This window comes from Kitasatospora sp. NPDC006697 (assembly GCF_042869935.1).
Classification (GTDB): domain Bacteria; phylum Actinomycetota; class Actinomycetes; order Streptomycetales; family Streptomycetaceae; genus Kitasatospora.
In genome coordinates, this window is the sequence record NZ_JBIAGU010000019.1 from 99,253 (window position 1) to 120,253 (window position 21,001).

The 21,001-nt window shown below is 75.5% G+C and carries 14 protein-coding genes; 3 read left to right on the forward strand and 11 right to left on the reverse strand.

Translation table 11 applies throughout. From position 1 onward, the window contains the following. Positions 1–154 precede the first annotated feature (154 nt). Positions 155–664 carry an acyl-CoA thioesterase gene (locus ACFYNO_RS25130; protein WP_388016608.1) on the forward strand — a complete coding sequence of 170 codons (510 nt, stop codon included), beginning with the start codon at positions 155–157 and terminating at the stop codon, positions 662–664. Beyond that, positions 661–1,371 (forward strand): hypothetical protein, encoded by a 711-nt coding sequence (locus tag ACFYNO_RS25135; protein ID WP_388016611.1) that lies wholly within the window; start codon positions 661–663, stop codon positions 1,369–1,371. The genes ACFYNO_RS25130 and ACFYNO_RS25135 overlap by 4 nt, the downstream gene beginning before the upstream one ends. Before the next feature lie 18 nt (positions 1,372–1,389). On the opposite strand, the gene ACFYNO_RS25140 is transcribed toward ACFYNO_RS25135, so the two are convergent. From ACFYNO_RS25140 to ACFYNO_RS25165, 6 genes are all read right to left on the reverse strand, one after another. Continuing rightward, on the reverse strand, positions 1,390–2,424 hold the full coding sequence (locus ACFYNO_RS25140) for an ABC transporter ATP-binding protein (protein ID WP_388016831.1): 1,035 nt from the start codon (positions 2,422–2,424) through the stop codon (positions 1,390–1,392). Positions 2,425–2,573: 149 nt separating this feature from the next. Continuing rightward, entirely contained in the window at positions 2,574–5,708 is a 3,135-nt protein-coding gene (locus ACFYNO_RS25145; RefSeq protein WP_388016614.1) for an FtsX-like permease family protein, read from the reverse strand. Next, the gene (locus ACFYNO_RS25150; RefSeq protein ID WP_388016617.1) at positions 5,705–9,112 is read right to left on the reverse strand and encodes an FtsX-like permease family protein; all 3,408 of its coding nucleotides are present in this window, start codon (positions 9,110–9,112) and stop codon (positions 5,705–5,707) included. The genes ACFYNO_RS25145 and ACFYNO_RS25150 overlap by 4 nt, the downstream gene beginning before the upstream one ends. Before the next feature lie 248 nt (positions 9,113–9,360). Next, entirely contained in the window at positions 9,361–9,762 is a 402-nt protein-coding gene (locus ACFYNO_RS25155) for a globin (RefSeq protein WP_388016620.1), read from the reverse strand. A 116-nt stretch (positions 9,763–9,878) separates the two neighbouring features. Beyond that, positions 9,879–10,865: an FHA domain-containing protein gene (locus ACFYNO_RS25160; RefSeq protein ID WP_388016623.1), complete on the reverse strand. Its 987-nt coding sequence runs from the start codon at positions 10,863–10,865 to the stop codon at positions 9,879–9,881. 191 nt (positions 10,866–11,056) lie between these two features. After that, positions 11,057–12,616: a BTAD domain-containing putative transcriptional regulator gene (locus ACFYNO_RS25165; RefSeq protein WP_388016626.1), complete on the reverse strand. Its 1,560-nt coding sequence runs from the start codon at positions 12,614–12,616 to the stop codon at positions 11,057–11,059. 127 nt (positions 12,617–12,743) lie between these two features. On the opposite strand from ACFYNO_RS25165, the gene ACFYNO_RS25170 reads away from it, so the two are divergent. Next, on the forward strand, positions 12,744–13,568 hold the full coding sequence (locus tag ACFYNO_RS25170; protein ID WP_388016630.1) for a hypothetical protein: 825 nt from the start codon (positions 12,744–12,746) through the stop codon (positions 13,566–13,568). A gap of 64 nt (positions 13,569–13,632) precedes the next feature. On the opposite strand, the gene ACFYNO_RS25175 is transcribed toward ACFYNO_RS25170, so the two are convergent. The 5 genes from ACFYNO_RS25175 to ACFYNO_RS25195 are packed head-to-tail and all read right to left on the reverse strand — an operon-like array spanning position 13,633 to position 20,996. Continuing rightward, complete coding sequence (locus tag ACFYNO_RS25175; protein WP_388016633.1) at positions 13,633–15,006, reverse strand: VWA domain-containing protein; 1,374 nt, start codon at positions 15,004–15,006, stop codon at positions 13,633–13,635. Positions 15,007–15,040: 34 nt separating this feature from the next. Continuing rightward, positions 15,041–16,186, reverse strand: a complete 1,146-nt coding sequence (locus ACFYNO_RS25180; RefSeq protein WP_388016636.1) for a protein phosphatase 2C domain-containing protein — start codon at positions 16,184–16,186, stop codon at positions 15,041–15,043. Between the two features lie 2 nt (positions 16,187–16,188). Next, a complete protein-coding gene (locus tag ACFYNO_RS25185) occupies positions 16,189–18,693 on the reverse strand; it encodes a tetratricopeptide repeat protein (RefSeq protein ID WP_388016639.1) in 2,505 nt (834 codons plus the stop codon). A gap of 1 nt (position 18,694) precedes the next feature. Continuing rightward, positions 18,695–20,044 carry a hypothetical protein gene (locus tag ACFYNO_RS25190; RefSeq protein WP_388016642.1) on the reverse strand — a complete coding sequence of 450 codons (1,350 nt, stop codon included), beginning with the start codon at positions 20,042–20,044 and terminating at the stop codon, positions 18,695–18,697. A 25-nt stretch (positions 20,045–20,069) separates the two neighbouring features. Continuing rightward, positions 20,070–20,996, reverse strand: a complete 927-nt coding sequence (locus ACFYNO_RS25195) for a glutamate ABC transporter substrate-binding protein (RefSeq protein WP_388016645.1) — start codon at positions 20,994–20,996, stop codon at positions 20,070–20,072. Between the last annotated feature and the right edge of the window lie 5 nt (positions 20,997–21,001).

The window sequence follows — 21,001 nt, forward strand, 5'->3', positions numbered from 1 at the left end:
CAGTCGCAGTCGGCCCGGCGGCCGCCCGAGGAGGGTGGCCGCCGGGCCGACGCACGAGAGGGCCGGCGCCGGGCCGACCCGTGGAACGGTTGCCGCCGTCCCGCCTACCGGCCCCCTGCCAGGCCCTCACCAGGCCCCGAAGGAGAACGAATCCGTGGCTCGCCACCTCTACGCCTGCCCGCTGCGCTGGTCCGACATGGACGCGTTCGGTCACGTGAACAACGTGGTCTTCCTGCGCTACCTGGAGGAGGCCCGGATCGACTTCATGTTCCACCGGGCCGCCGAGGCCGGGGCGGGCGAGTTCTCGGGCGGGTCGGTGGTGGCGCGGCACGAGATCGACTACAAGCTCCCGCTGGTCCACCGGCCCGAGCCGGTCACCATCGAGACCTGGGTGACCAGGGTCGGCGGCGCCTCGGTGACCGTGGGCTACGAGATCAAGGACGTCGCCGAGGACGGCACCGAGAAGGTCTACGTCCGGGCCTCCACCGTCGTGGTGCCCTATGACCTGGCGGCGGGCCGGCCGCGGCGGATCAGCCAGGTGGAGCGGGCCTTCCTCAGCCGCTACCTGGACGGCGCGGAGGAGCCGGCCGCCGACAGCACGGCCGGTCCGGCCGACGCGGACCTGCCGAGCGGTGCTGACGAGGGCGAGAAGGTCGCCGCGTGATCAGCACCCTGCCGCTCTCCTTCGCCGACCCGCGGGAGGCGGCGGACCTGGGCGCGTTCCTGACCCGGCTGCTGCGGTTCGACCGGGCGGCGGCCGTGCGCCTGCAGGCCGTCCCCACTTCGGGCGCGGTGGGGGAGGAGACGGCCGGGGGCGGTGTGCTGGCCGTCTACGGGCGGCTGCCGCTGGGCGGCACCGGGGTGCTGGCACTGCGCACCGCGCGGCTGGCCGGGCAGGCGCCGGCCGCCGACTCGACGGTCTCGGCGGGCCAACTGCTCGAAGGGGTGGACGAGGCGGCGGGCACGCTCGCCGTGCCGCCGCCGGTGACCGGTCCGGCCTGGGCCGGGATGCTGCCGCCGCGAGCCGGCTGGCAGTTGCTCGGGACCACCGAGACGAACCTGGTGATGCCTCAGTTGATCGACTCCGTAAGGGAGTTCAAGGAGCGCACGGCGCAGGTGCCGGAGCACCACCGGACCCGGGCGGTGCTGGACGGCCTCGCCGACGAGATCTGGGCCCGGCCGCTGGAGGTGCTGCCGGCGCTGCCGCTGCGGGCGGCCCACGCCGCCTACCGGATCGGCTTCCTGAGCCCAGATGCCCCGCTGACCGCGCACCGGGCCGGCGGCTGGCAGCGGCTGAGCGCGCCGCACGGCACGGTGGTCCTGCGGACCGCGACGCCCGGCGCCGGCCTCGGGCTCACGCCGCTCGGCTGAGCCCGGTCGCCGGCTGCCTCAGGATTCGCCCTGCGCCGACGCGGCCTCGCTTCCGCTCCCGCTCCCGTTACCGCTCTCCGCGGCCGCGTCCTGTTGTGCCGCCCGGTCGTCCGCGCGGAGTGCGATGTGGTCGGGCTCCAGCTCCACCGCGACCCGGTGCTCCATGCCGAGCGCGGCCAGGAACTCCCGGGGGAGCTGCACCCGGCCGGTGCGGTCCAGCACCACGTACTCGCGCTCGGTGGTGGACTCCCGGCCGTGCTCGTCGGTCAGGGTCTCGCGCAGCACCTCGGAGCTGGTCCGGCCGTCCCGGATGGCCACGGTGCGGCGCACCTCGCCGGCCACCATCGGGTCGTGGGTCACGATCACCACGGTGGCGCCGAGCTCCCGGTTGACGGTCCGGAAGGCCTCGAAGATCGAGCCCGCCGTCTCCGAGTCCAGCTCGCCGGTGGGCTCGTCCGCCAGCACGACCGAGGGGTTGTTGGCCATCGCCACCGCGATCGCCACCCGCTGCTGCTCACCGCCGGAGAGCTGGGCCGGCCGACGGCCGGCCAGGTGGGCGATGCCGAGCGCGTCCAGCAGCTCGTGCGCCCGGGCGGCCCTGCGCGCGGTCCGGCCGGCCTGCCAGCGTTCGCCGTTGAGCTGCATCGGCAGCGCCACGTTCTGCGCCGCCGTCAGGAAGGGCATCAGGTTGCGCGCGGTCTGCTGCCAGACGAAGCCGACCACCTCGCGCCGGTAGCGCAGCCGCTCCTTGGCGGACATGCCGAGCAGGTCGCAGCCCGCCACGGTGGCCGTGCCGGCGGTCGGGGTGTCCAGCCCGGCCAGGATGTTGAGCAGAGTGGACTTGCCGCTGCCCGAGGCGCCGACCAGGGCGATCAGGTCGCCCTTGCGGACCAGCAGGTCGAGCCCCTGGAGCGCCTGCACCTCGACCCGGTCGGCGGTGAAGATCCGCACCACCTGGTCGCAGGCGATCACCGAGTCGTGGCCGTAGGCGGCCTGGGTGCGCTTGGCCTCGGCGCGGCGGCGCAACTCCTCGAGGCTGACGTCCTCGCGGATCACCGCCCGCGCGGTCCCGCCGACCGCACCGCCTCCGCTCCCCGCACTGCTGCCGGCCGCGCCGGCCGCGCCACCCGCGCCACCCGCGCCACCCGCGCCGCCCGTGCCGTCCCCGGCGCCCTTGCCGGTCGTGTCCTGCTCCGGAGCCGTCACCGCTCGTCCCCCGCTCTCAACTCGGTATTGATCTGACGCCGGCCGGCCACGGCCGTCTCCACCAGGACGACCAGGGCGCTGAGCCCGGCCAGTCCGGCGGCCAGCCACCACACCTGGGCGGTGGCGATCTGCAGTCCGTTGGGCACGGTGGCGCCGACCATCGAGGACAGGTTGACGGCCGAGCCGAGCAGCGGCGCGCTCAGGCAGGCCAGGCCCGCCCCCGCCGCGGCGGCCAGCAGGGCCTGGGGCAGCGCCTCGACCAGGATCAGCGCCAGGCCCTGGCCGGGCCGCAGCCCCATGGTGCGCAGCCGGGCCAGCAGCGCGGCCCGTTCCGGTGCGGCCCGGAGCAGGGTCAGCAGCAGGGCGAGCAGGCTGTAACCGGCGGAGGCGGCCACCGCGGTCCAGAAGAACTGCGCGGCCGAGTGCTGCAGCGGGTGGCTGCCGAGCTTGGCGGCGACGTCCGCGGCGGTCGCGATCGAGAAGTAGTCGTCCACCGGCGAGCCGCCGCCCGCCACGTTCTGACTGACCACCGCGGGGGGCGTGGTCGGCGCGCCCGGCGCACCACTCGCACCTGCCGCACCACTCGCACCTGCCGCACCGCTCGCACTCGCCGAGCTGCCCGGGCTCGCCGAAGCGCCCGAGCCCGCCGCGCTCCCGGACCCGTCCCCCTTGCCCAGCTTCAGCTCGCTCCCCAGCAGCTGCCGGATCGCGTCGCCGCTGATCCCGTCGCCGATGCCGTACCAGGTGTTGGGCGCGTCCAGCATGTCCTTGGTGGCGGGCAGCTGGCGGAGCACGGCGGCGCTGGAGACCACCATCACCAGCCGGGTGCCGCCGGCCGGCAGCAGCGGCGAGCTGTCCACCGTCGCGACCACCTTGTACTTCATGGTGCCGTAGGTGCCGGGCAGTTGGACGGTCTGCAGGTCGCTGTCCCGGCCGGTGGAGCCGAAGTCGCGGGTCGTGATCACCGGTACGGGGTCGCCCGGCGCCGAGGTCGGCGCGCTGAGCAGGCCCGGGTCGATCTGCCCGTAGCCGACCCGGTCGGCCAGCGCGGCGTAGCTCGCCGGGTCGACCATCACCACGATCGCGTCGCTGAGCAGTCCGCCGTTGGCCGTGCCGACCGTGGCGGTCCGGTCGACCACCATGGGCAGGCTCTGCCGCACGCCGGGCAGCCTGGCCGCCGCGGCCGTGAAGTCGGGCGGGAGCGTGATCTGGTCGTTGCCGGTCACCCGGGCGTCGCCGCCCGCGGCCTGACGGACCGCGAACTGACGGGCCGAGGTGGTGGATTCGAGCACGGTGACGCCGAACCCGGCGGTGGTCACCGCGAGCAGCAGCGCCAGCAGCGGTAGCACGGTGGGCGCCCGGCGCCCCTCGCCGCGTCCGGCGTCGCCGCCCGCGGCCGCGCTCCGGGTGGCCCGGGCCAGCCCGAGGAACCCGATCGCCCCGGAGCTCCACCGGGCCCCGCGCACCAGCGGCGCCAGCAGCAGCGGGAAGAGCCGGGCCAGCAGCACCGCCCCCGCCAGCGCGATCAGCAGCGGCGCGGAGCTGACCAGCAGGTCGACGGAGCTGTCCGGCCCCACCCCGCGCCGGCGCACCGCCACCACCGCGCCCAGCGTGGCGGCCAGCGCGGCGAGTTCGAGCACCAGCCGGCGCGGGTCGCTGACCAGTCGGGCCAGGCTGAACCGGCGGCGGCCGCGCTGCCCGGCGGGCCGGCGCCGCCTCGCCGGATCGGCCCCGCGCACCAGCAGCACCGCCCGCGCCGGGAACGGCAGCAGCGCGACCAGCATCGTCGCCACCCCGGCCAGCACCGCCGCCTGCCAGCGCGGCGCGGGCAGCAGCGCGAGCGCCGCCGCCGTGCCGATCGCGGCCGCGGGCAGCACCAGCACCGCCGTCTCACCGAGCAGCCGGCCGCCGATGCCGCGCAGCGAGCCGCCGCGGGCCCGGAGCAGCAGCAGTTCGGCGCGCCGCCGGTCGACGGCCAGGTCGGCGGCCAGCAGCAGCACCACGAAGGCGATGGCGGCGGCGCCGAGCGGTCCGATGGTCTCCAGTGGGGCGGCGGCCCGCTGGTCGAGCTGGGCCTGCCTGAGCAGGACCGGCAGGTCGGAGGTGACCTGGAGGATCCGGCCCGAGCCGTCGGTCACGTTGCCGGAGCGGTGTCCGGAGAGGACCGAGTCGACGAGCTCCTGGGCCTGGTCGAGCTGGTCGGCGCGCAGGTGGTGCGGGTCGATCGGCAGTTGCCAGAACATCTGGGCGGGCTCGAACCGCGCCATGTCCGGCGCGGCGGTGTCCGGGACCAGCGCGGCAACGGTCCAGAACGGGGACGGCGGGATCTCCTGGGTGTAGGTGACGCAGGCGGCGGTCAGGCAGGGCGTGTCCGTCCAGAAGGCGCTCGCCGGGTCGTCGGGCTGGTAGAGCCCGACGATGGCGATCTCCAGCCCGGCGGCGTGCAGCACGGTGCCGACCGTGATGTTCAGCTGCTTGGCGTCGGCGGTGGAGAGCACCGCCTCCCAGCCGGGCTGCCCGTCGGTGTGGGTGGCGGGCCGGCCCTGGACGATCTTGTAGCGCTGGTCCTGGCCGTGCAGGGTGGCGAGCTTGAGCTGCGGCTGCTTCTCCTCCAGCACCGGCAGCCCGGGGTCGGTCAGGGTGCGGCCCAGGGTCGACCGGACGCCCCAGCTCTCCTCCTCGACGGAGGGGGCGAACGGCGCGACCAGCTGGGACTGCATGGAGGCCGCGATGCCGTCGGCGGCGGACATGGTGAAGGCCGGCGGCGCGCTGGCGCCCGGGCGGAGCTGGGCGACCTCGGTCGCGTAGAGCGAGCGGGCGTGCGGCGTGGCGTCGGTGAGCGTCTTGGTGAGCGCGACGTCGGCGGCGCGGTCCAGGGTCCGGGGGAGTGCGGCGCCCAGGAATGCGGTGCCCAGCACCAGGACGGCCAGCAGCAGGGCGGCGGCCCGGCTGGTCCGCAGCCGGGTGCGGACCCAGGGCGCCACCGACCGCCGGGCGGACCTGGCGGACCTGGCGGACCTGGCGGACCGGGCGGACCGGAAGGCCCGGGGTTCACGGGGCGCGCGCGGCTCGGCGGAGCCGTGGATGCGGACCGGCTCGAGCTCGCCCTCGGGGTCGCGGTCGCTGCTCACATCTCCTCCGAGTGGCGCAGGCGGGTGGTGGTCTCCCCGGCCCGGGTCGGCCGCAGCACCCGGTAGACGGTGAGCAGGACCGGCAGCGCGGCGACCCCGGCGAGCAGCAGCAGCGTCTGCCCCAGCGGCAGCACCACCAGCGCCGCCGGCACCGGCCGCTGGGCGGCCGGGGTCAGCACGGTGAGCGGGACCACCAGGTGGGTCAGCGCGGTGCCGAGCAGCGCGCCGAGCCCCAGCCCGAGCGCGATCAGGATGCTCTGCTCGGCCGCCGCCATCCGGGCCAGCTGCCGGGCGGGGGTGCCGAGCGCGCGGAGCACCGCGAACTCGGTGGCCCGCTCGGCCGCGGCGCCGACCGCCGCGGCGGCGAAGCCGATCGCGGCCAGCACGGCGGCGGTCACGGTCAGGCCGAGCAGTCCGGCCTGCGGGCCGGCGGCCAGCGGGTCCAGCCGCAGCGAGCCGTACACGTCGTCGTCCAGCTGGAACCGGGTCGGCACCACGCCCCGGCGCAGCGCGGCGGCGAACCGCGCGGGTGCCTGGTCGCCCGGGCCCTTGCTCGGCAGCCACCACTCTCCCGCGGTCGGCGCGGAGCCGCCGAGCGCGGTGATCGCCCGGTCGAGGGTGGGCAGGTCGACCATCAGCGTGCCCTGCGCGCCGCCACCGGGCGCACCGACGGTGGGCATGCCGGGCACCACGGCGACGATCGTGACGGGGAGCTGGGCGCCGTCGAACTGGATCGGCACGGTCTGCCCGACCGAACTGCCGACCGCGGCCAGGAACTCCTTGGTGGCCAGCCCGTTGATCGCGGTGGGCGGGACCCCGGCCGGTCCCCGCAGGTTGACCGCGGCGGTGTTGAGGCCCGCGCCCAGGCCGTTGTAGTAGCCGATCCGGAACAGGTCCTGACGGTCCGCGGTGTCCACCACGGGCATGACCACGGGCAGCTTCTGGTGGGCGGTCGTGGCGAACTGCCGGAAGACCGGGGCGTCGGGGTCCTCGGTGGTGCTGGCCGCCTGCCAGTCCAGCCCGTCCGGCAGCCCGGCGGTCGCCGCGGTGCTGCCGTCCAGCGCGGTCGAGGTGATCCGGTGCACCGTCACCTGCTGGCTCAGGTTGCCGTATCCGCTCTCCTCGAAGCCGATCTGGATGCCGGTGAGGGTCAGCGGGTAGGCGAGCGATCCGACCGGGGAGGCGGACTGCGCCGAGAGGTCGACGGTGACGGTGCCGTCGCCGTTCACCGGCAGCCCGGTCACCTTGGTGGTGATCAGGTTGCCGACCCGGTCGTGCATCTGCAGGTCCAGCACGGGTGCGGTCGGCGGCGCGGGCCAGGGCTTGCCGCTCTCCCCGGGGTAGGGGTGGTCGACCGTGTAGGGGATCGGCGTGCCGGTGGTGCTGGTGACGGAGAGGTCGAGGGTGAGCTGGAGCGGCCGGCCCGGCAGCACCAGTCCGTCGTCCGCGGACGGGTGGGTGAGCGGGGCGAAGTACCGGGCGGGGGTGCGGCCGCCGCTGAGGTCGTCGCGCAGCCGGACCGACTGGGCGGCCTTGTCGGCGTCCAGGGCCAGCAGCTGGCCGGTCCTGCCGTTGCTGAGCGGCAGTTCCTGACGGGCCACCGGGACGAGCCGGTCGCCGTCGGGCAGCCCGGTGAGCATGCCGGCCTGGCCGACCGGCGGCAGCGCGGCCTGGGTGATCCGCAGGCCGTCGACGGTGGTGAAGTCGGCCTGGTCGCGCTGCGAGGCGTCGAGCGAGGCGGACTGGCCGAGCGCCAGGACGCCCATCGAGACGGCCAGCACCATCAGCAGCACCGGCCCGGCGTTGCGGCGCGGCCGGCGGGCGAACTGCCAGCCCGCCAGCGCCGCCGGCAGCGCCCGCCCGCGGGCAGCCCAGCGCTCGCCGAGCCTGGCCGCCAGCGGCAGCAGCCGCAGCGCCAGCAGGGTGCCGGCGCAGAGCGCCAGGGTGGGCGCGACCACCAGCACCGGGTCCAGGCCGAGCTGTCCGGAGGAGTCGGTGGAGAGCGCACCGCCGGTGCTGCCGGAGCTGTACTGGCGCAGCTGCAGGTAGGCGAGCACGGCGAGCACCAGCACCACCAGATCGGCGCCGGAGCGGCTGAGCCCGGAGACCAGCGCCTGCCGCCGGCCGGCCCGCACCTGCACCACCGCGCCGCCGGCCCGGGCCACCGTCGGGGCCAGCACGATCAGCACCGAGACCAGCGCGGTGCCGGCCGAGATCCACCAGGAGCCGGCGGTGAGCCCGCCGGGGAGCGGCACCTGGGTCTTCGCCAGCGCACCGGTGCGGCCGAGCAGGCCGAGCAGCGGCGGCACCAGCAGCGGGGCGAACAGCGCGCCGGGCAGCGCGAGCAGTCCGGCCTCCAGCGCGGTGATCCCGGCGATCCGGTACCAGGCCGCGCCGCGCGCGGTGAGCAGTGCGTTCTCGGTGGTCTGACGCTCGCTCAGCAGCCGGGTGACCAGTACCAGGGCGGCGGTCGCCAGCACCGCCAGCTGCAGGGCGCCGATCACCAGGGTGGAGCGGCCGGCCAGCAGTCCGGTGTGCAACTCGCCGAGCACGGCAGTGAGCTGGGTGACCGTGGTCCAGCCGGTGGAGTTCTGGAAGTCGCCCATCCGCTGGTCGGCGGAGCCGCGCAGCGCGTCCAGCTGGGCCAGCGAGGCGGAGCGGAAGTCGGTGGTGATCAGCCAGTTGACGCTCTGCTGGGAGATCGAGGAGTCGGTGAAGGCCTCGTCGGGGGCGAGCAGCGGGCCGTAGGTGGTGAAGCCGCCGACCTGCACGCCGCGGCCGCCCAGCGGGTCGATCTGCCAGTACGGGTCGGCGGAGTCGGTCGGGTGGTAGGTCCCGGTGACCACCACCTCGTGCGGAGAGCCGTCGAACCGGTCGGTCAGCCGCAGGGTGAGCGGCAGCGCCTTGGGCTGCAGGCCGAGCCGGCCGATCACGCTGTCCGGCGCGGCCACCTCGATCGGTGCGCCCGGGGCGCTGGCCCGCGGGGGCCGGCCCGCGCTCATGGTGACCTCGCGGGGATCCAGCGAGGCCAGCATGGTCAGGTCCGGGTCGGTGGGCGAGCCGTCCGGCCGGACCGGCGCGGGCACCGGCTGCGGCAGCGCCAGCGCGTGGCTGCGGGCCGCCATCCGGACGGTGTTGGGCAGCGCGCCGGACAGGTCGGCGGCGAGCTGGCGCACCCGCGGCTCGGCCTTGGCCCGCCCGGCCAGGTCGGTGTCCGTGCTGACCAGCACGGACGTCCTGGCCCGGTCCGGCCCGACCAGCGAGCGGCGCTCACCGGCCGCACCCACCGCGTTGTCGAACGCGGTGAGCGTCGCCAGCACCGCCGCGGTGAGCAGGATGGTGAGCATCGCCGCGCCGGCCAGTGCGAGTCTGCTGCGCAGTCTGCGCAGGACGAAGCCGCCCATAGGACGCCGTCCCTCCCCCGGTCCCCCGACAAGTCGACATTCGGGCGCGAGGCAGCCGCGGGGCAGCAGGGTGGCAGGGCAGCAGGATGTGCAGCATGAGCACCGGCCTGCGGAAGCTTCGCACCGAATACCGGGCGATATTGTCAGAGCGCGAACTCAAACGAAAGGGTTCAGCGCGAAAAGAGTTCTTAGCGAAAGCGAATGGGCACCGTACATGCCAAATGCATCCGGTCGGACATCCGGTCGGATCACTCGGAATTGACCATCGAGGCCGCGGCGTAGGTGAGGTAGTCCCAGAGCTGCCGCTCGGCCTCCGGGGCGAGGTCCAGCTCGTCCACCGCGTCCCGCATGTGCCGCAGCCAGGCGTCGTGCGCGGCCTTGTCCACCCGGAACGGGACGTGCCGCATCCGCAGCCGCGGGTGGCCGCGCTCGTCGCTGTAGGTGCGCGGTCCGCCCCAGTACTGCATCAGGAAGAGCGCCAGCCGCTCCTCGGCCGGGCCCAGGTCCTGCTCCGGGTACATCGGGCGGAGCAGCTCGTCCCCGGCCACCCCCTGGTAGAACCGGTGCACCAGCCGCCGGAAGGTCGGCTCACCGCCGACCGCCTCGAAGAAGCTCACCTCGCCAGCACCGTCACGCCCGATCTCAGTCACCCGACCATGGTCGCAGACCCCGGCGGGCGCCGGAACCGGGACTTCGGTCCTACGACGCCCGCCGGGGCGGGCCGGTCGACGGGCCCCACCGATCAGCGGGTCAACGGGGTGACGGGTCAGGCGCGGTGCAGGGTGATGGTGGTCCAGGCGCCGATGTGGATCCGGTCGCCGTCGTTGAGCGCGATCGCGGTGTGCGGCGCGATCGGCTCGGAACCGCCGTTCATCGTGGTGCCGTTGGTCGAGTCCTGGTCCACCAGCACCCAGCTGCCGTCCTGCTGCTCGGCGAGCAGGGCGTGCTGGTGCGAGGCGCCCGGGTCCTCCGGCGGCACCGAGAGGTCGATCTCCGGCACCGTGCCGCGGTGCTGGCTGCGCCGGCCGATCCGCAGCTGGCCGCGGCCGGTGATCGGCACTCTTCGCTCGGGGCAGTACGGCGGGAAGAACAGCCCGGAGGCCTCCGGGCCGCTGCGCGCCATCATGTCGGTGAAGTAGTCCCGGTCGGCGCTGATCACGGCCACCCAGTTCGACCGCACCGGCTCGGCCTGCGGCACCTGCTGGGACGGCGGGGCCAGGTGGAACGAGGTGCCGTACTGCTCGACGCTCGGCGCCGGAACGGACTGCTCGGCCGGCGGGTAGCCCGGGACCGCGCCGTACGGGTCGCCCAGGGGGTAGGCGGGTTCCGGCTGGGGCGGGTACGCCGGGCCGGGCGGCGGGTAGCCGTAGCCCTGCACCTGCTGCTGGCCCTGCAGCTGCTGCTGCCCGGGCGTCTGGTAGCTGGGCGGCTGGAACGGCGCCTGCTGCTGGCCGGGCCCGTGCGGCGGGTAGCCGTAGTTGGGCACCGCCATGCCGGGGGAGGTGGACAGGTCGAAGTCGTACCCGCACTCCTCGCAGTACCGGCCGGCCTTCGGGGTGCGGCAGATCGGACAGGTGAGCAGGCCCTCGGTGGCCCCGGGGAAGCCCCCCGGCATCGGCGGCGCATGCGGCGGCGCGGGCGGCGGCGGGGGCACGGCCGCGCCGAACGGGACCCCGGCCGGGCGCATGGCGAGGCCGCAGTAGTCGCAGTAGTCCTCCGACTGCGACTCGTGGCCACTCGGGCAGATCGCCATCAAATCCCCCACATCTCGGCAGGTCCCGGCCCCCGGCGGAACCAGTTTCACGACAGCCTCTCACGATACCGATGAGTGGTGACCGGGAGAACGGCGGCGGTGGACCGCGAGGGTCCGGCGGGTGGCCGGCCCCCGCCCGAGGGGTCGGAGAGGGACCCCGCGGGTGCCGCTTCCCCTCGGCTGCTCCCCGCTCAGCGCAGCACCGCGAGCGCCGCCTCCCACTGCGCCGTCGTGGTGCCGGTGGCCGCACAGCGATCCGGCTCGGCGGCGCCGGCGAGCCGGTAGGCGGTGCTGAGGCGGTAGGAGGAGAGCTTCAGCACCGGCAGGCTGCGCCACCCGGCCACGAACTGCGGCGCCGGGCCGGAGTTGGAGCCCACCGCCGCCACCAGCAGGTCGCCGGGCCCGCAGGCGACCGGGGTGGCGCTGGTGGAGAAGGCGGTCGGCGCCGACCCCGGGTCGGCGAAGGCGGCGGCCCGCCCGGCGGCCGCGCTGACGCCGCTGAACTCGTCCACCGCGATGTGGTACTTGCTGGCCCGCGGGTACCCCGCCGTGATCCGGTCCGCCGTGCCCAGCGCCCGTACGCCGAACGCCGCCAGCAGCATGGTGCGGTGGCCCGTGGGATCGGTCACGTCGGCGACCGGCGCGTAGGCGTCCCCGGCGCTGTCGGTCACCGTGACCGGGCCCGGGTCGGTCGAGGTGAGCATCAGCGAGACCACCAGGGTGTCCCCGGCCCTGACCGGCACCAGCACCGGCACGTCGACCGCGGTGCTGCTGAGCACCTGCTCGTCGCTGCCCGTCCTGGCCACGTAGCGCACGTGCGCCGCGGCCGCCGCCGTCACCGCCGGCCGCGGGTGCCGCCCGGCGTCGGCCTGCAGCACCGCCGCCCCGGCGATCAGCACCCCGGTCAGCGGCACCGCCGCGAACTGCGGCCGCCGCCGCGCCGGCGGCGCCGGCAGCACGGGCTCGGCCGGGGCGGCGGGCGGCGCGGCGGGTGGGGCCGGCACCGCCAGCAGCTCCGGATCCGCGCACAGGATCCGCTGCTGCAGCTCGGCGATCTCCGGCCCCGGTTCGATCCCCAGCTCGGCCACCAGCACCGCCCGCAGCTCCCGGTGCACGGCCAGCGCCTCGGCCTGCCGCCCGGCCCGGTAGAGCGCCAGCATCAGCTGCCGGTGCGGCCGCTCGTCCAGCGGCCGGTCGCCGATCGCGGCCCGCAGTTCGGGCAGCACGGCCAGGTGCTGACCGAGCGCCAGGTCGGCGTCGATCCGGTCGGCCAGCACCCTGGTCCGGCAGTCGGCCAGCCGCCCGGCCGCGGTGGCCCGCAGTTCGGCGCAGTCCACGTCCAGCAGCGGTTCGTCGCGCCACAGTTCCAGCGCCCGGCCGAGCAGGTCGCGCGCCTCGGCCGGGCGGCCGGCGGCCAGTGCCTGCGCGCCCCGCTCGCCGAGCGCCAGGAACCGCTCCAGGTCGAGTTCGCCGGCCCGCAGCTCGATCAGGTAGCCCGGACCGCGGGTCAGGATCCGCTCCCCGGCCGGCCCGAGCGCGGCCCGCAGCCGCATCACGTGGTTCTGCAGCGCCGTGCGCGCGGTGGCCGGCGGCCGCCCCTGCCAGAGCAGCTCGGTGAGCCGCTCGGTGGAGACCACCCGCCCGGCCTCCAGCAGCAGCGCCGCGAGCACCACCCGCTGTTTGGGCGCGCCGATCGTGGCCGGTCCTTCGCCGGTGTCGGCCGTCACCGGTCCGAGCAGCCCGAACTGCATCCTTACTCCCCGTTGCACCGTCAGAACCCCGTTGAACCGTCTGGTCGAGCAATCAATCCATCAATCCCGCCCGCCCCGTGAGCCGGACGTGAGCGGGCCGTTAGCGGCTCCGGGCAGGCTGGCGGGCATGTCCAAGCTCAGAATTCCGGCCGCCGCGGGGGCAGTGCTGGCGTCCGTCGCGCTGCTGTCGGGCTGTCAGTCCTCGCCGAAGCCCTCGGCCACGGCCGCCGTCTCCCCGCCGGCCGCCGCACCCTCCGTCTCCGCCTCCGACACGGCCTCGGCCCCGGCCGCGCCCAGCAGCTCCGCCCCGGCGGCCGCCGCGAGCCCGTCCGACTCCTCGGGCGGCTCCGCCCCGGCCTCCCCCGCGGGCGGCGGGGGCGCGGTGCCCACCGGCACCGCGCTCAAGGCGATGCTGCCCGCCGCCGCCACCCTGCCCTCCGGCTGGACGCTGGACGGCAGCGGCAACGAGTTCGACACCGGCACCAACATCATGGACCCGGGCGTCCCGCAGCTGCCGCAGAACAGCTGCAAGGGGTGGACCAACCAGGGCGCCGAGGGCCTGTCGGTCGACTACCGGGCGTCCTACGCCTCGATCAACCTGAGCGACGCGAACAAGGCCAGCGTCAGCGTGGTGATCGCCGCCTACCACCCGGGCGACGCGGCCAAGCTGCTGGCCGAGATCCGCACCTCCGCGGACGGCTGCAAGAGCTACCAGGCGGACACCCTGGGCGGCGGCCAGACCCAGATGGCGCTCTCCGACAGCCCGGTCGCCGGCCTGGGCGACGAGAGCGCGCTGCTGAAGAACGTCCCGCAGGGCCACTTCGTCAGCCAGGAGAACCTGGTGGTCCGGCTCGGCGACAAGGTGCTGCTGCTGGACGGCAGCGACGCCGGCTCCGGCCAGCTGCCGGACCTGACCACGCTGGCCCAGGCCCTGGTGAAGAACATCAAGTAGCCGCACCGGCAACCGAACCGGCCGGGCCGGGCGCACCGGGGGGTGCGTCCGGCCCGGCCGTCGCCTATTCGGCCCGCTTGCGGCCGGAGACCCGCACGGTCTTGGTGGACCGGGTCTCCAGGGTCATCGAGTCGGCTTCGCTGACGTCCTTGCGGAACCGGACCGTGCCCTCCTTCGGGTCGACCACGTCGACCACCTTCTGCAGCAGCTTGAAGGTGCCCTCGTTGCCGGTCTGGTGGGCCAGCCGGACGGCCGCGCCCAGCTTGGCGGTGGCGGTGTCCAGGTCGCCGGCCCGCTTCGCCTCCAGGCCCTCCTGGATCGACTCGGCCAGCTCGGCCTGCCCGGTGTAGTGGGCCACCTGCGGGCTGATCCGGGTGGAGGAGGCCAGGTCGTCGGTCCAGACCGCGCGGACCAGGCCCTGCGCCAGCACCTCGCTGCCGCCGTCCGCACCGGGCAGCACCAGGCTGATCCGGGCGGCCAGCATCTCGTTGCCCACCGCGGCGTTGGGCACCTCGACGCAGACGTGGTAGTCGCGGCTCTCGTCGCCCCAGGAGCCGGTCGGGTAGTCGCCGGCCCGCGGCCCGGCCTCGGCCCGGCGCTCGGTCAGGTCCTCCAGGTCCGGGGCGACCTGCTTGACGAACTTCACCGTGGCGTTGGCCGGGGTCCAGACCCGCAGCGCCACGTCGGCCACCTGCTTGCCCATCGCGGTGGTCATCATCGAGCGGAAGTCCTCGGCCAGGTCGGCCGGTTCGGCGACGATGTCGGCGGTGCCGAGCAGCCCGGAGGCGATCTTGCGCAGCTCCGCGACCTCCCAGTCGGTGCCGACGCCGCGGCAGTCCGCGGTGAAGTGGCCGCTCACCCGGTCCAGGGTGCGCTGCAGGTCCTCCGGCTTCTCGTGCTCGTTGCGGCCGTCGGTGAGCAGGATGCCGTGCCGGATCGCTATGTCGCTCCGGGTCAGGAAGAGCTTGTCGGCCAGCGCCAGCCAGGTGCCGATCGCGGTGCCGCCGCCGGCGGTCAGCCGGCGCAGCGACTGCTTGGCGGCCTCCCGGGTCTCGGCGGAGGCGACGGCCAGCTGCCCGCCGGCCGGGTAGACCTCGCGGGCCTCGTGGGTGCCGGCGACCACGGCGAAGGCGACGCCGTCGCGGATCGTGTCGATCGCCACCGCCGTCGCGTCCCGGGCGTTGCGCATCTTGGTCGGCGGGTAGTCCATCGAGCCGGAACAGTCGACCATCAGCACCACCGCGGCGTTGTTGACGGTCCGGCCCGCAGCCGGCCCCGCGTCGGCGGCCAGGCCGAGCGGCCGGCCGCCGGTGGTGCCGCCGCCGGTCGCGGTGACGGTGACGATCGCGTTGACCTCGCGGGCGCCCTCGGAGAGGTACTCGTTCTGGAAGATCTCGGTGGTGAACCTGGGCAGGTTCGACTTGGTCAGACTGGCCATGCCGTGACTCCTGGGAAAGGGTGGTGAGCGGGCGTCAGCCCTGCTCGCTGCGGGAGGCCGGGGGGAAGCTTGGCATCGGCGGGACGGCCGGCGGGGCCGCCCCCGTCACCGGAGGGGCGAGCACGGGCAGGTCGAGCACGGTCTCCGACCAGCCGGCCGCCGGATCGGGCTGCACCGGCAGCACCGCCACGGTGATGTTGTCGTGCCCGCCCGCCGAGACGGCGAAGGAGACCATCGCGCGGGCGGCCCGCAGCGGGTCGGTGCGGGCGTCGACCCGGACCAGGTCGGCCAGGTCGGTGGCGGCCTCGGCGTAGTTCCACAGGCCGTCGGTGCAGATCACCAGCACCCCGGGCACGTGCGGGGTGAAGGCGACGGTGTGCGGGACGACCTCCTCGGCGTCCGCGCCCAGCCAGCCGGTGATGGCGTGCGCCCGGGCGTCGGCGTAGGCCTCGGCCTCGGCCATCAGGCCCGCCGCGACCATGCCGGCCGCCCAGGAGTCGTCCTCGGTGAGCCGGTAGGGCTCGGCGTCGGCGCGGTCGTCCGGGATCCAGTAGGCGCGGCTGTCGCCGACCCAGCCGACGGTGACCACGCCGGCCGCGGCCACCGCGCTGACCACGGTGCAGGCCGGGGCGTTGTGCCCGGGCGGCGGCACCGGGCCGGCCTCGGCCAGCGCGGCCACCGCGGCGGCGGCCGAGCCGATCGCCCCGCGCATCGCCGCCTCCGGCTGCTCGCCGCGCTCCAGGGTGGCGAGCAGCGCCTCGACGGCCGCGTCCGCGGCGGTCTGTGACGCCTCGTCGGGCCGGGCCGCGGAGGAGACGCCGTCGCAGACCACCGCGACCACGGCGGGCTTGCCGTCGGGCAGCGAGGTGGCGGCCAGGGCGAAGGAGTCCTCGTTGCGGTGGTGCCGCACGCCGCGGTCGCTCACCCCGGCCGCGCCGGCCAGCGAGAGTTCGACGTGGTCGCGCGGGCTGGGCTGGGCCATTCCGCAGGCCTCGCAGAATCCGTCGGCGGCGACCTGTCCGGCCCCGCAGTGCGCGCAGACCGGGCCGGCGGCCGCCGGGGGCTCGAAGTCGGCTGCCGGTGCCGGGGGTTGGGCGGCGTCCCGGAGGTTGAGGCCGCAGTTCTCGCAGAACGCCTCGGCCGGGCTCACCGGGTCGTGACAGCTGGGGCAGTTGGTCATCGTCACACCCACGTCCGCGGGCGGGACCGGTTGGCCCGCTCCACCAGGTCGATCCGGTCCTCGGGCCGCTCGGCCAGCCGGGCCAGCGAGCGGTAGGACCGCTCCAGCGCGAACCGCAGCTCGCGCTCCCGGATCGGCAGGGTGCCGAGCGCCGCGGCGGCCGGGGAGTGGCCGGGGGTGCCGGCCAGGGTCCAGCCGAGCGCGGTCTCCAGCACCTCCACCGACAGCTGCTCGCGCCGCCGGTCGTCCAGGCCGAGCAGGGCCAGCTGGTCGTTGCCCGCGGCCAGGTCGGCGGCCAGCTGCTCCTGCGGGGTGCGGGCCCGCACCCGGGAGCGGATCGCGGCGATCCGGGCGGCGGTGTAGTGGCTGGAGGTCTCCGGCACCGACTCCAGCGCGGCCACCGCGCCGACCCGGTCGCCGGCTCCCAGGCAGACCCGGGCCAGGCCGAAGGCGGCGCTGACGTAGCCGCGGTCGGTGGTCCACACCAGGCGGTAGAACTCGGCGGCGTCCTCCCGGTTGCCGAGCAGCTCGGCGCAGACGCCGAGCGCCAGCTTGGGCGCGGCCTCGCCGGGGAAGGCGTCGTAGACCGCGTCGAAGGCCTCGGCGGCGGCCTCGGTCAGCGCCCGGGTCTGCACCTGGGTGGCGGCCGCGCCGGCCTGGGCCAGCTGGGCCAGACCGCGGTACCAGACCACCCGCCAGTCGTCGCCGTGGTCGGCCCGCAGGCTGGTCAGCGACTGCTCGGCCTCGGTGTGCCGGCCCAGCTCCACCAGCGCCCGCAGCCGGCGCAGCCGCAGCTCCACCGAGTCCTGGGTGGCGGTGCCGAGCGCGCTCAGCACGTCGCCCGCGCGGGTGGCCATCAGGGCGGCCAGGAAACCGGAGTTGGGGTCGCCGGCGTGCACCCGGGGGACCGGCAGGGCGAGCGCGGCCGCGGCGGCGTCGGTCGGCACCAGCGGCGGCAGGCCGGGCACGGGGGCCGCGCCGTCGGTGATCAGCTCGGTGTCCACCACCCGCAGTTCGGGGCCGAACAGGGTGGAGAGGGCGGGCCGAGGCTGGCCGTCGGAGAGCGCCAGGATCTCCCGCAGCACGCCGTGCAGCTGGTCGGCCATCTCCTCGGCGGAGGCGAACCGGCGGGACGGGTCGGGGTCGGTGGCGCGGACCAGCAGCCGGTAGAACGACTCGTACTGGGCGAAGACCGGCACCTCCTCCGGGCCCGGCAGCTCCTCCCGGTAGGTGGTGTTGTAGCCCTGGAAGTCGAAGGTGAGCACCGCCAGGGTGCGGGCCACGGTGTAGAGGTCGGAGGAGGGGGAGGGGCCGTCGGTGGCGATCTCCGGGGCCTGGTAGCCGACGGTGCCGTAGATCGGGCCGTCGTCGTCGAACCGGCGGACCGCGCCCATGTCGATGATCTTGAGCGTGTCCTCGCTCTGGATCACGTTGTCGATCTTGAAGTCGCAGTACACCAGGCCGCGGTCGTGCAGGTAGCCCAGGGCCGGCAGCGCCTCCAGGGCGTAGGCGATGGCCTGCGCCACCGGCAGCGGCTCGCGCCGGCCCTCCGGGGTGCGGCGCTCGTTGGCGATGTCCTTGAGCGACTTGCCGCCGACGTACTCCATCACGATGTAGCCGTCGGTCGAGCCGGTGCGCAGGTCCGGGTGCTCGACGAAGTTGATGATCCGCACGATGTTCGGGTGGTCCACCTCGGCGAGGAACCGCCGTTCGGCGATCGCCACCGCCAGCGCGTCCTCGTCCCCGGTGTCCAGCAGGCCCTTGAGCACCACCCAGCGGTCGCTCACCCGGCGGTCCACCGCCAGGTAGATCCAGCCCAGGCCGCCGTGCGCCAGGCAGCCCATCACCTCGTACTGCCCGCCGACCAGGTCGCCGCGCTGCAGCTTGGGGGTGAACGAGTAGGCCTGGCCGCACTGGGTGCAGAAGCCGTCCGGGCGGCCCGGGCGGCCGTTCTTCTCCCGGCCGACCGGCGCGTCGCACTTGCTGCAGAAGCGCTTGCGCTCCGGCACCTCGGGGTTGGCCAGCACCGCCTTGGAGGGGTCGCTCTTCGGCACCGGCGGGACGGTGACCAGGCCGGCGCCCAGCCGGCTGCGGCTGGTGCTGCCGGCGGTGCCGGTGGAGCTGCGGACCGAGACCGAGCCGCGGGTGCCGGTCCGGGTGGAGCGGTGCGAGCGGGACCGGCCGGACATCGAACGGGCCGAGCCGGTGCGGCTGGAGGCGTGCGAGGCGACCGAGCGGGAGTCGGGCGCGGGCCGGGCGCCGGGCAGCACCGGGGCGGGCGCGGCGGCGGCCGGGTCCGGGGAGAGCCCGCACTCGTCGCAGAAGCCGTCCGCGTCGATCGTGCCCGAGCAGCCCGGGCGCCGGCAGGGCGCCGGACCGCCGCCCGCGGCGGCGGGTGCGGCCGCGACCGCCCCCGCGCCCTCGGGCGCCAGCCCGCACTCGGTGCAGTAGCCGTCCGCGTCGATCTCGCCGCCGGAGCACTCCGGACGGACACACGCCTGACCCATCTCAATCCCCCTGTCCGTCGTACGGCCGGGCGTCCCGCGGCGCGGCCGCCGGGCGCAAAGCCTGTTGGAACCTGGCCACGGCCGCCGCGGCCGCGCGCAGATCGCACGGCGCGCTCCACAGCAGCCAGCGGGCCTTCTCGTACCGCTCGATCACCTCGGGGTCCTCCGACACCCGGAGCCGGGCCGCCATCGCCTTGTAGGCGTCCAGCCGCCCGCGCAGTTCGGCCCGGACCGCGAGCGGGGCGGTCACCTCGGTGAGCGACTGGCGGGCCCGCCGCAGCTCCTGGGCGGCCTGCTCCTCCAGCGCGTCCAGCAGCGGCGCCAGCCGGTGCCACTGCCCGTTCTGCCGCAGCTCCGCCGCCTGGTGCACGCCGTCCCGCAGCGCGGCCAGCGGCCCCGGCACGGCCGGCACCTCGGTGGCCGCGATCTTGGCCAGCACCTCGCCGCGGGCCTGCCGGGCCTCGCCCAGCGTGGCGTCGGCGCGCCGCAGCAGGTCGGCCACCTGGTGCAGCCGCTCGTCCGCCTCGTCGCGCAGCCGCAGCAGCTGCTCCAGCTCGACCCGGATGCCGTCCAGCTCCCGGGCGGCCCGGTCGAACCGCTCGACGTCCACCACGCCGGCCGCCGCCTGCTGGGCGGCGGCCACGCCGGTGGCGGACTCCCGGCCGCGCTGGGCCGGCACCCGGGCCGGGCGCCAGAGCGCCAGCGGGTCGGCCAGCACCTCGGCCCGCAGGGCCGCCAACTGCTGCTCCAGCCGGGCCAGGTCGTCGCCGAGCGGGTGGCCGCCGGGCCGCACCCCGACCGAGCCGGCCAGGCTGGCCACCCGGCGCAGCTCGGCGACCAGCAGGTCTATCCGGGCCGGCAGCGCGGACCAGACCGCGTCGGCGGCGTTCACCACCTCCAGCACGGTGGCGTAGCAGGAGTTCATCCGGTCCATCAGCTCGGCCAGCGTGAGCTGCTCGACCAGCCGGGCCGGCCCGCCCAACTGGATCGCGGAATCCGGGAGTTGGCCACCGGAGACGGTGACGGCCCGGCCCCGCAGCAGCTCGCTCAGCTCGGCCAGCTCGGCCGAGCCGGGCCGGGTCCGCCGGGAGCGCACCGCGCGGGCCGAGGCCAGCGCCTCGCTGTAGCGGTCGTAGAAGGTCCAGAGCAGGGTGAACCCCTGCGCCGCGACCTGCCAGCGCTCCTCGGTACGGCCGGTGAGCGCGGCGCCCTCCAGCAGCCGCCGGCCCGGGTGGTCCTGGAGCGCGAGCAGCGCGGACTCCACGGCCTCGCGCTCGGCGCTCAGCCGGCTCAGCTCGCGGTCCACCTCCTCCCGGCTCAGCACCGGGCCAGCGGATCCTGTCAACGCCACGCCCCTCTTCCTCCTGATCCTCGTGCTACGGCAGGTAGTCGGCGGCCGGCGGTCCGGCCGACGGGCCGAGCACCGGCTGCAGCCAGTGCTGGTAGCTGGCCTGCCAGAGCCCGTGCCGGTAGTCCTCCAGGATCTGGTTGACCCGGGCCACCAGGTCGGGGGCGTTCTTGGACATCGCCACCCCGTACGGCTCGTCGGTCAGCGAGGGCCCGATCACCTGCACGGTGGGGTCCTGCGCCGCCTGGCCGACCGCCAGCGCGTTGTCGGTCAGCGTGGCGTCCACCTGGCCGAGCTGCATCCGCACCAGGCAGTCCAGCGCGTTGCCGACCGTCACCACGGCCGCCTGGCCGCGCGGGTTCGACTTCAGGTAGGCCTGCGCGGTGGAGGAGTCCGCCACGCACACCCGCTTCCCCCTCAGCGCGTCGTCGATCGACTTGGCGCCGGCCGCCTTCGGCACCACCACCTGCTGGCCGGCCTGGAAGTACTCGGTGGAGAACGCCACCTGGTTCAACCGGTCGCAAGTGATCGACATCGTACGCGCGATCAGGTCGACCGAACCGTCCTGGATGGCTTTTATACGCAACGCTGTCGGGACGGTCTTGAACTGCACCTTGTTGGGATCGCCGAGCAGCGCTTTGGCGATCGCGTGCACGATGTCGATGTCGAAGCCCTGCAACTGGCCGGTGGCCGGGTCGCGGAAGCCCCAGTCGTAGGCGTTCTGGTCCACGCCGGCCACCAGCACCCCGCGGGCCTTGATGGCGCGGATGGTCGGCCCGCTCTCGTCGGTGCTCGGGCGCAGGCTCTTGGTCAGGCTGCAGCCCTGGTCGTCCGTCAGGGCGGCCTTGGCCGGCCCGGCCGCGGCGGACGGGCCGCCGGGGGCGGCCTGGGCGCTGCCGAGCAGCGTCAGCGGGGCGGCCAGCGCCACGGCCAGCAGGGCGGTCCTGATCCGCATGCGTC

Excerpts from the sequence above, each read along its gene's own strand:
- ACFYNO_RS25150 (WP_388016617.1), bottom strand. The coding sequence starts at position 9,112 with ATGGGCGGCTTCGTCCTGCGCAGACTGCGCAGCAGACTCGCACTGGCC.
- ACFYNO_RS25160 (WP_388016623.1), bottom strand. The coding sequence starts at position 10,865 with ATGGCGATCTGCCCGAGTGGCCACGAGTCGCAGTCGGAGGACTACTGC.
- ACFYNO_RS25165 (WP_388016626.1), bottom strand. The coding sequence starts at position 12,616 with ATGCAGTTCGGGCTGCTCGGACCGGTGACGGCCGACACCGGCGAAGGA.
- ACFYNO_RS25170 (WP_388016630.1), top strand. The coding sequence starts at position 12,744 with ATGTCCAAGCTCAGAATTCCGGCCGCCGCGGGGGCAGTGCTGGCGTCC.
- ACFYNO_RS25175 (WP_388016633.1), bottom strand. The coding sequence starts at position 15,006 with ATGGCCAGTCTGACCAAGTCGAACCTGCCCAGGTTCACCACCGAGATC.
- ACFYNO_RS25180 (WP_388016636.1), bottom strand. The coding sequence starts at position 16,186 with ATGACCAACTGCCCCAGCTGTCACGACCCGGTGAGCCCGGCCGAGGCG.
- ACFYNO_RS25185 (WP_388016639.1), bottom strand. The coding sequence starts at position 18,693 with ATGGGTCAGGCGTGTGTCCGTCCGGAGTGCTCCGGCGGCGAGATCGAC.
- ACFYNO_RS25195 (WP_388016645.1), bottom strand. The coding sequence starts at position 20,996 with ATGCGGATCAGGACCGCCCTGCTGGCCGTGGCGCTGGCCGCCCCGCTG.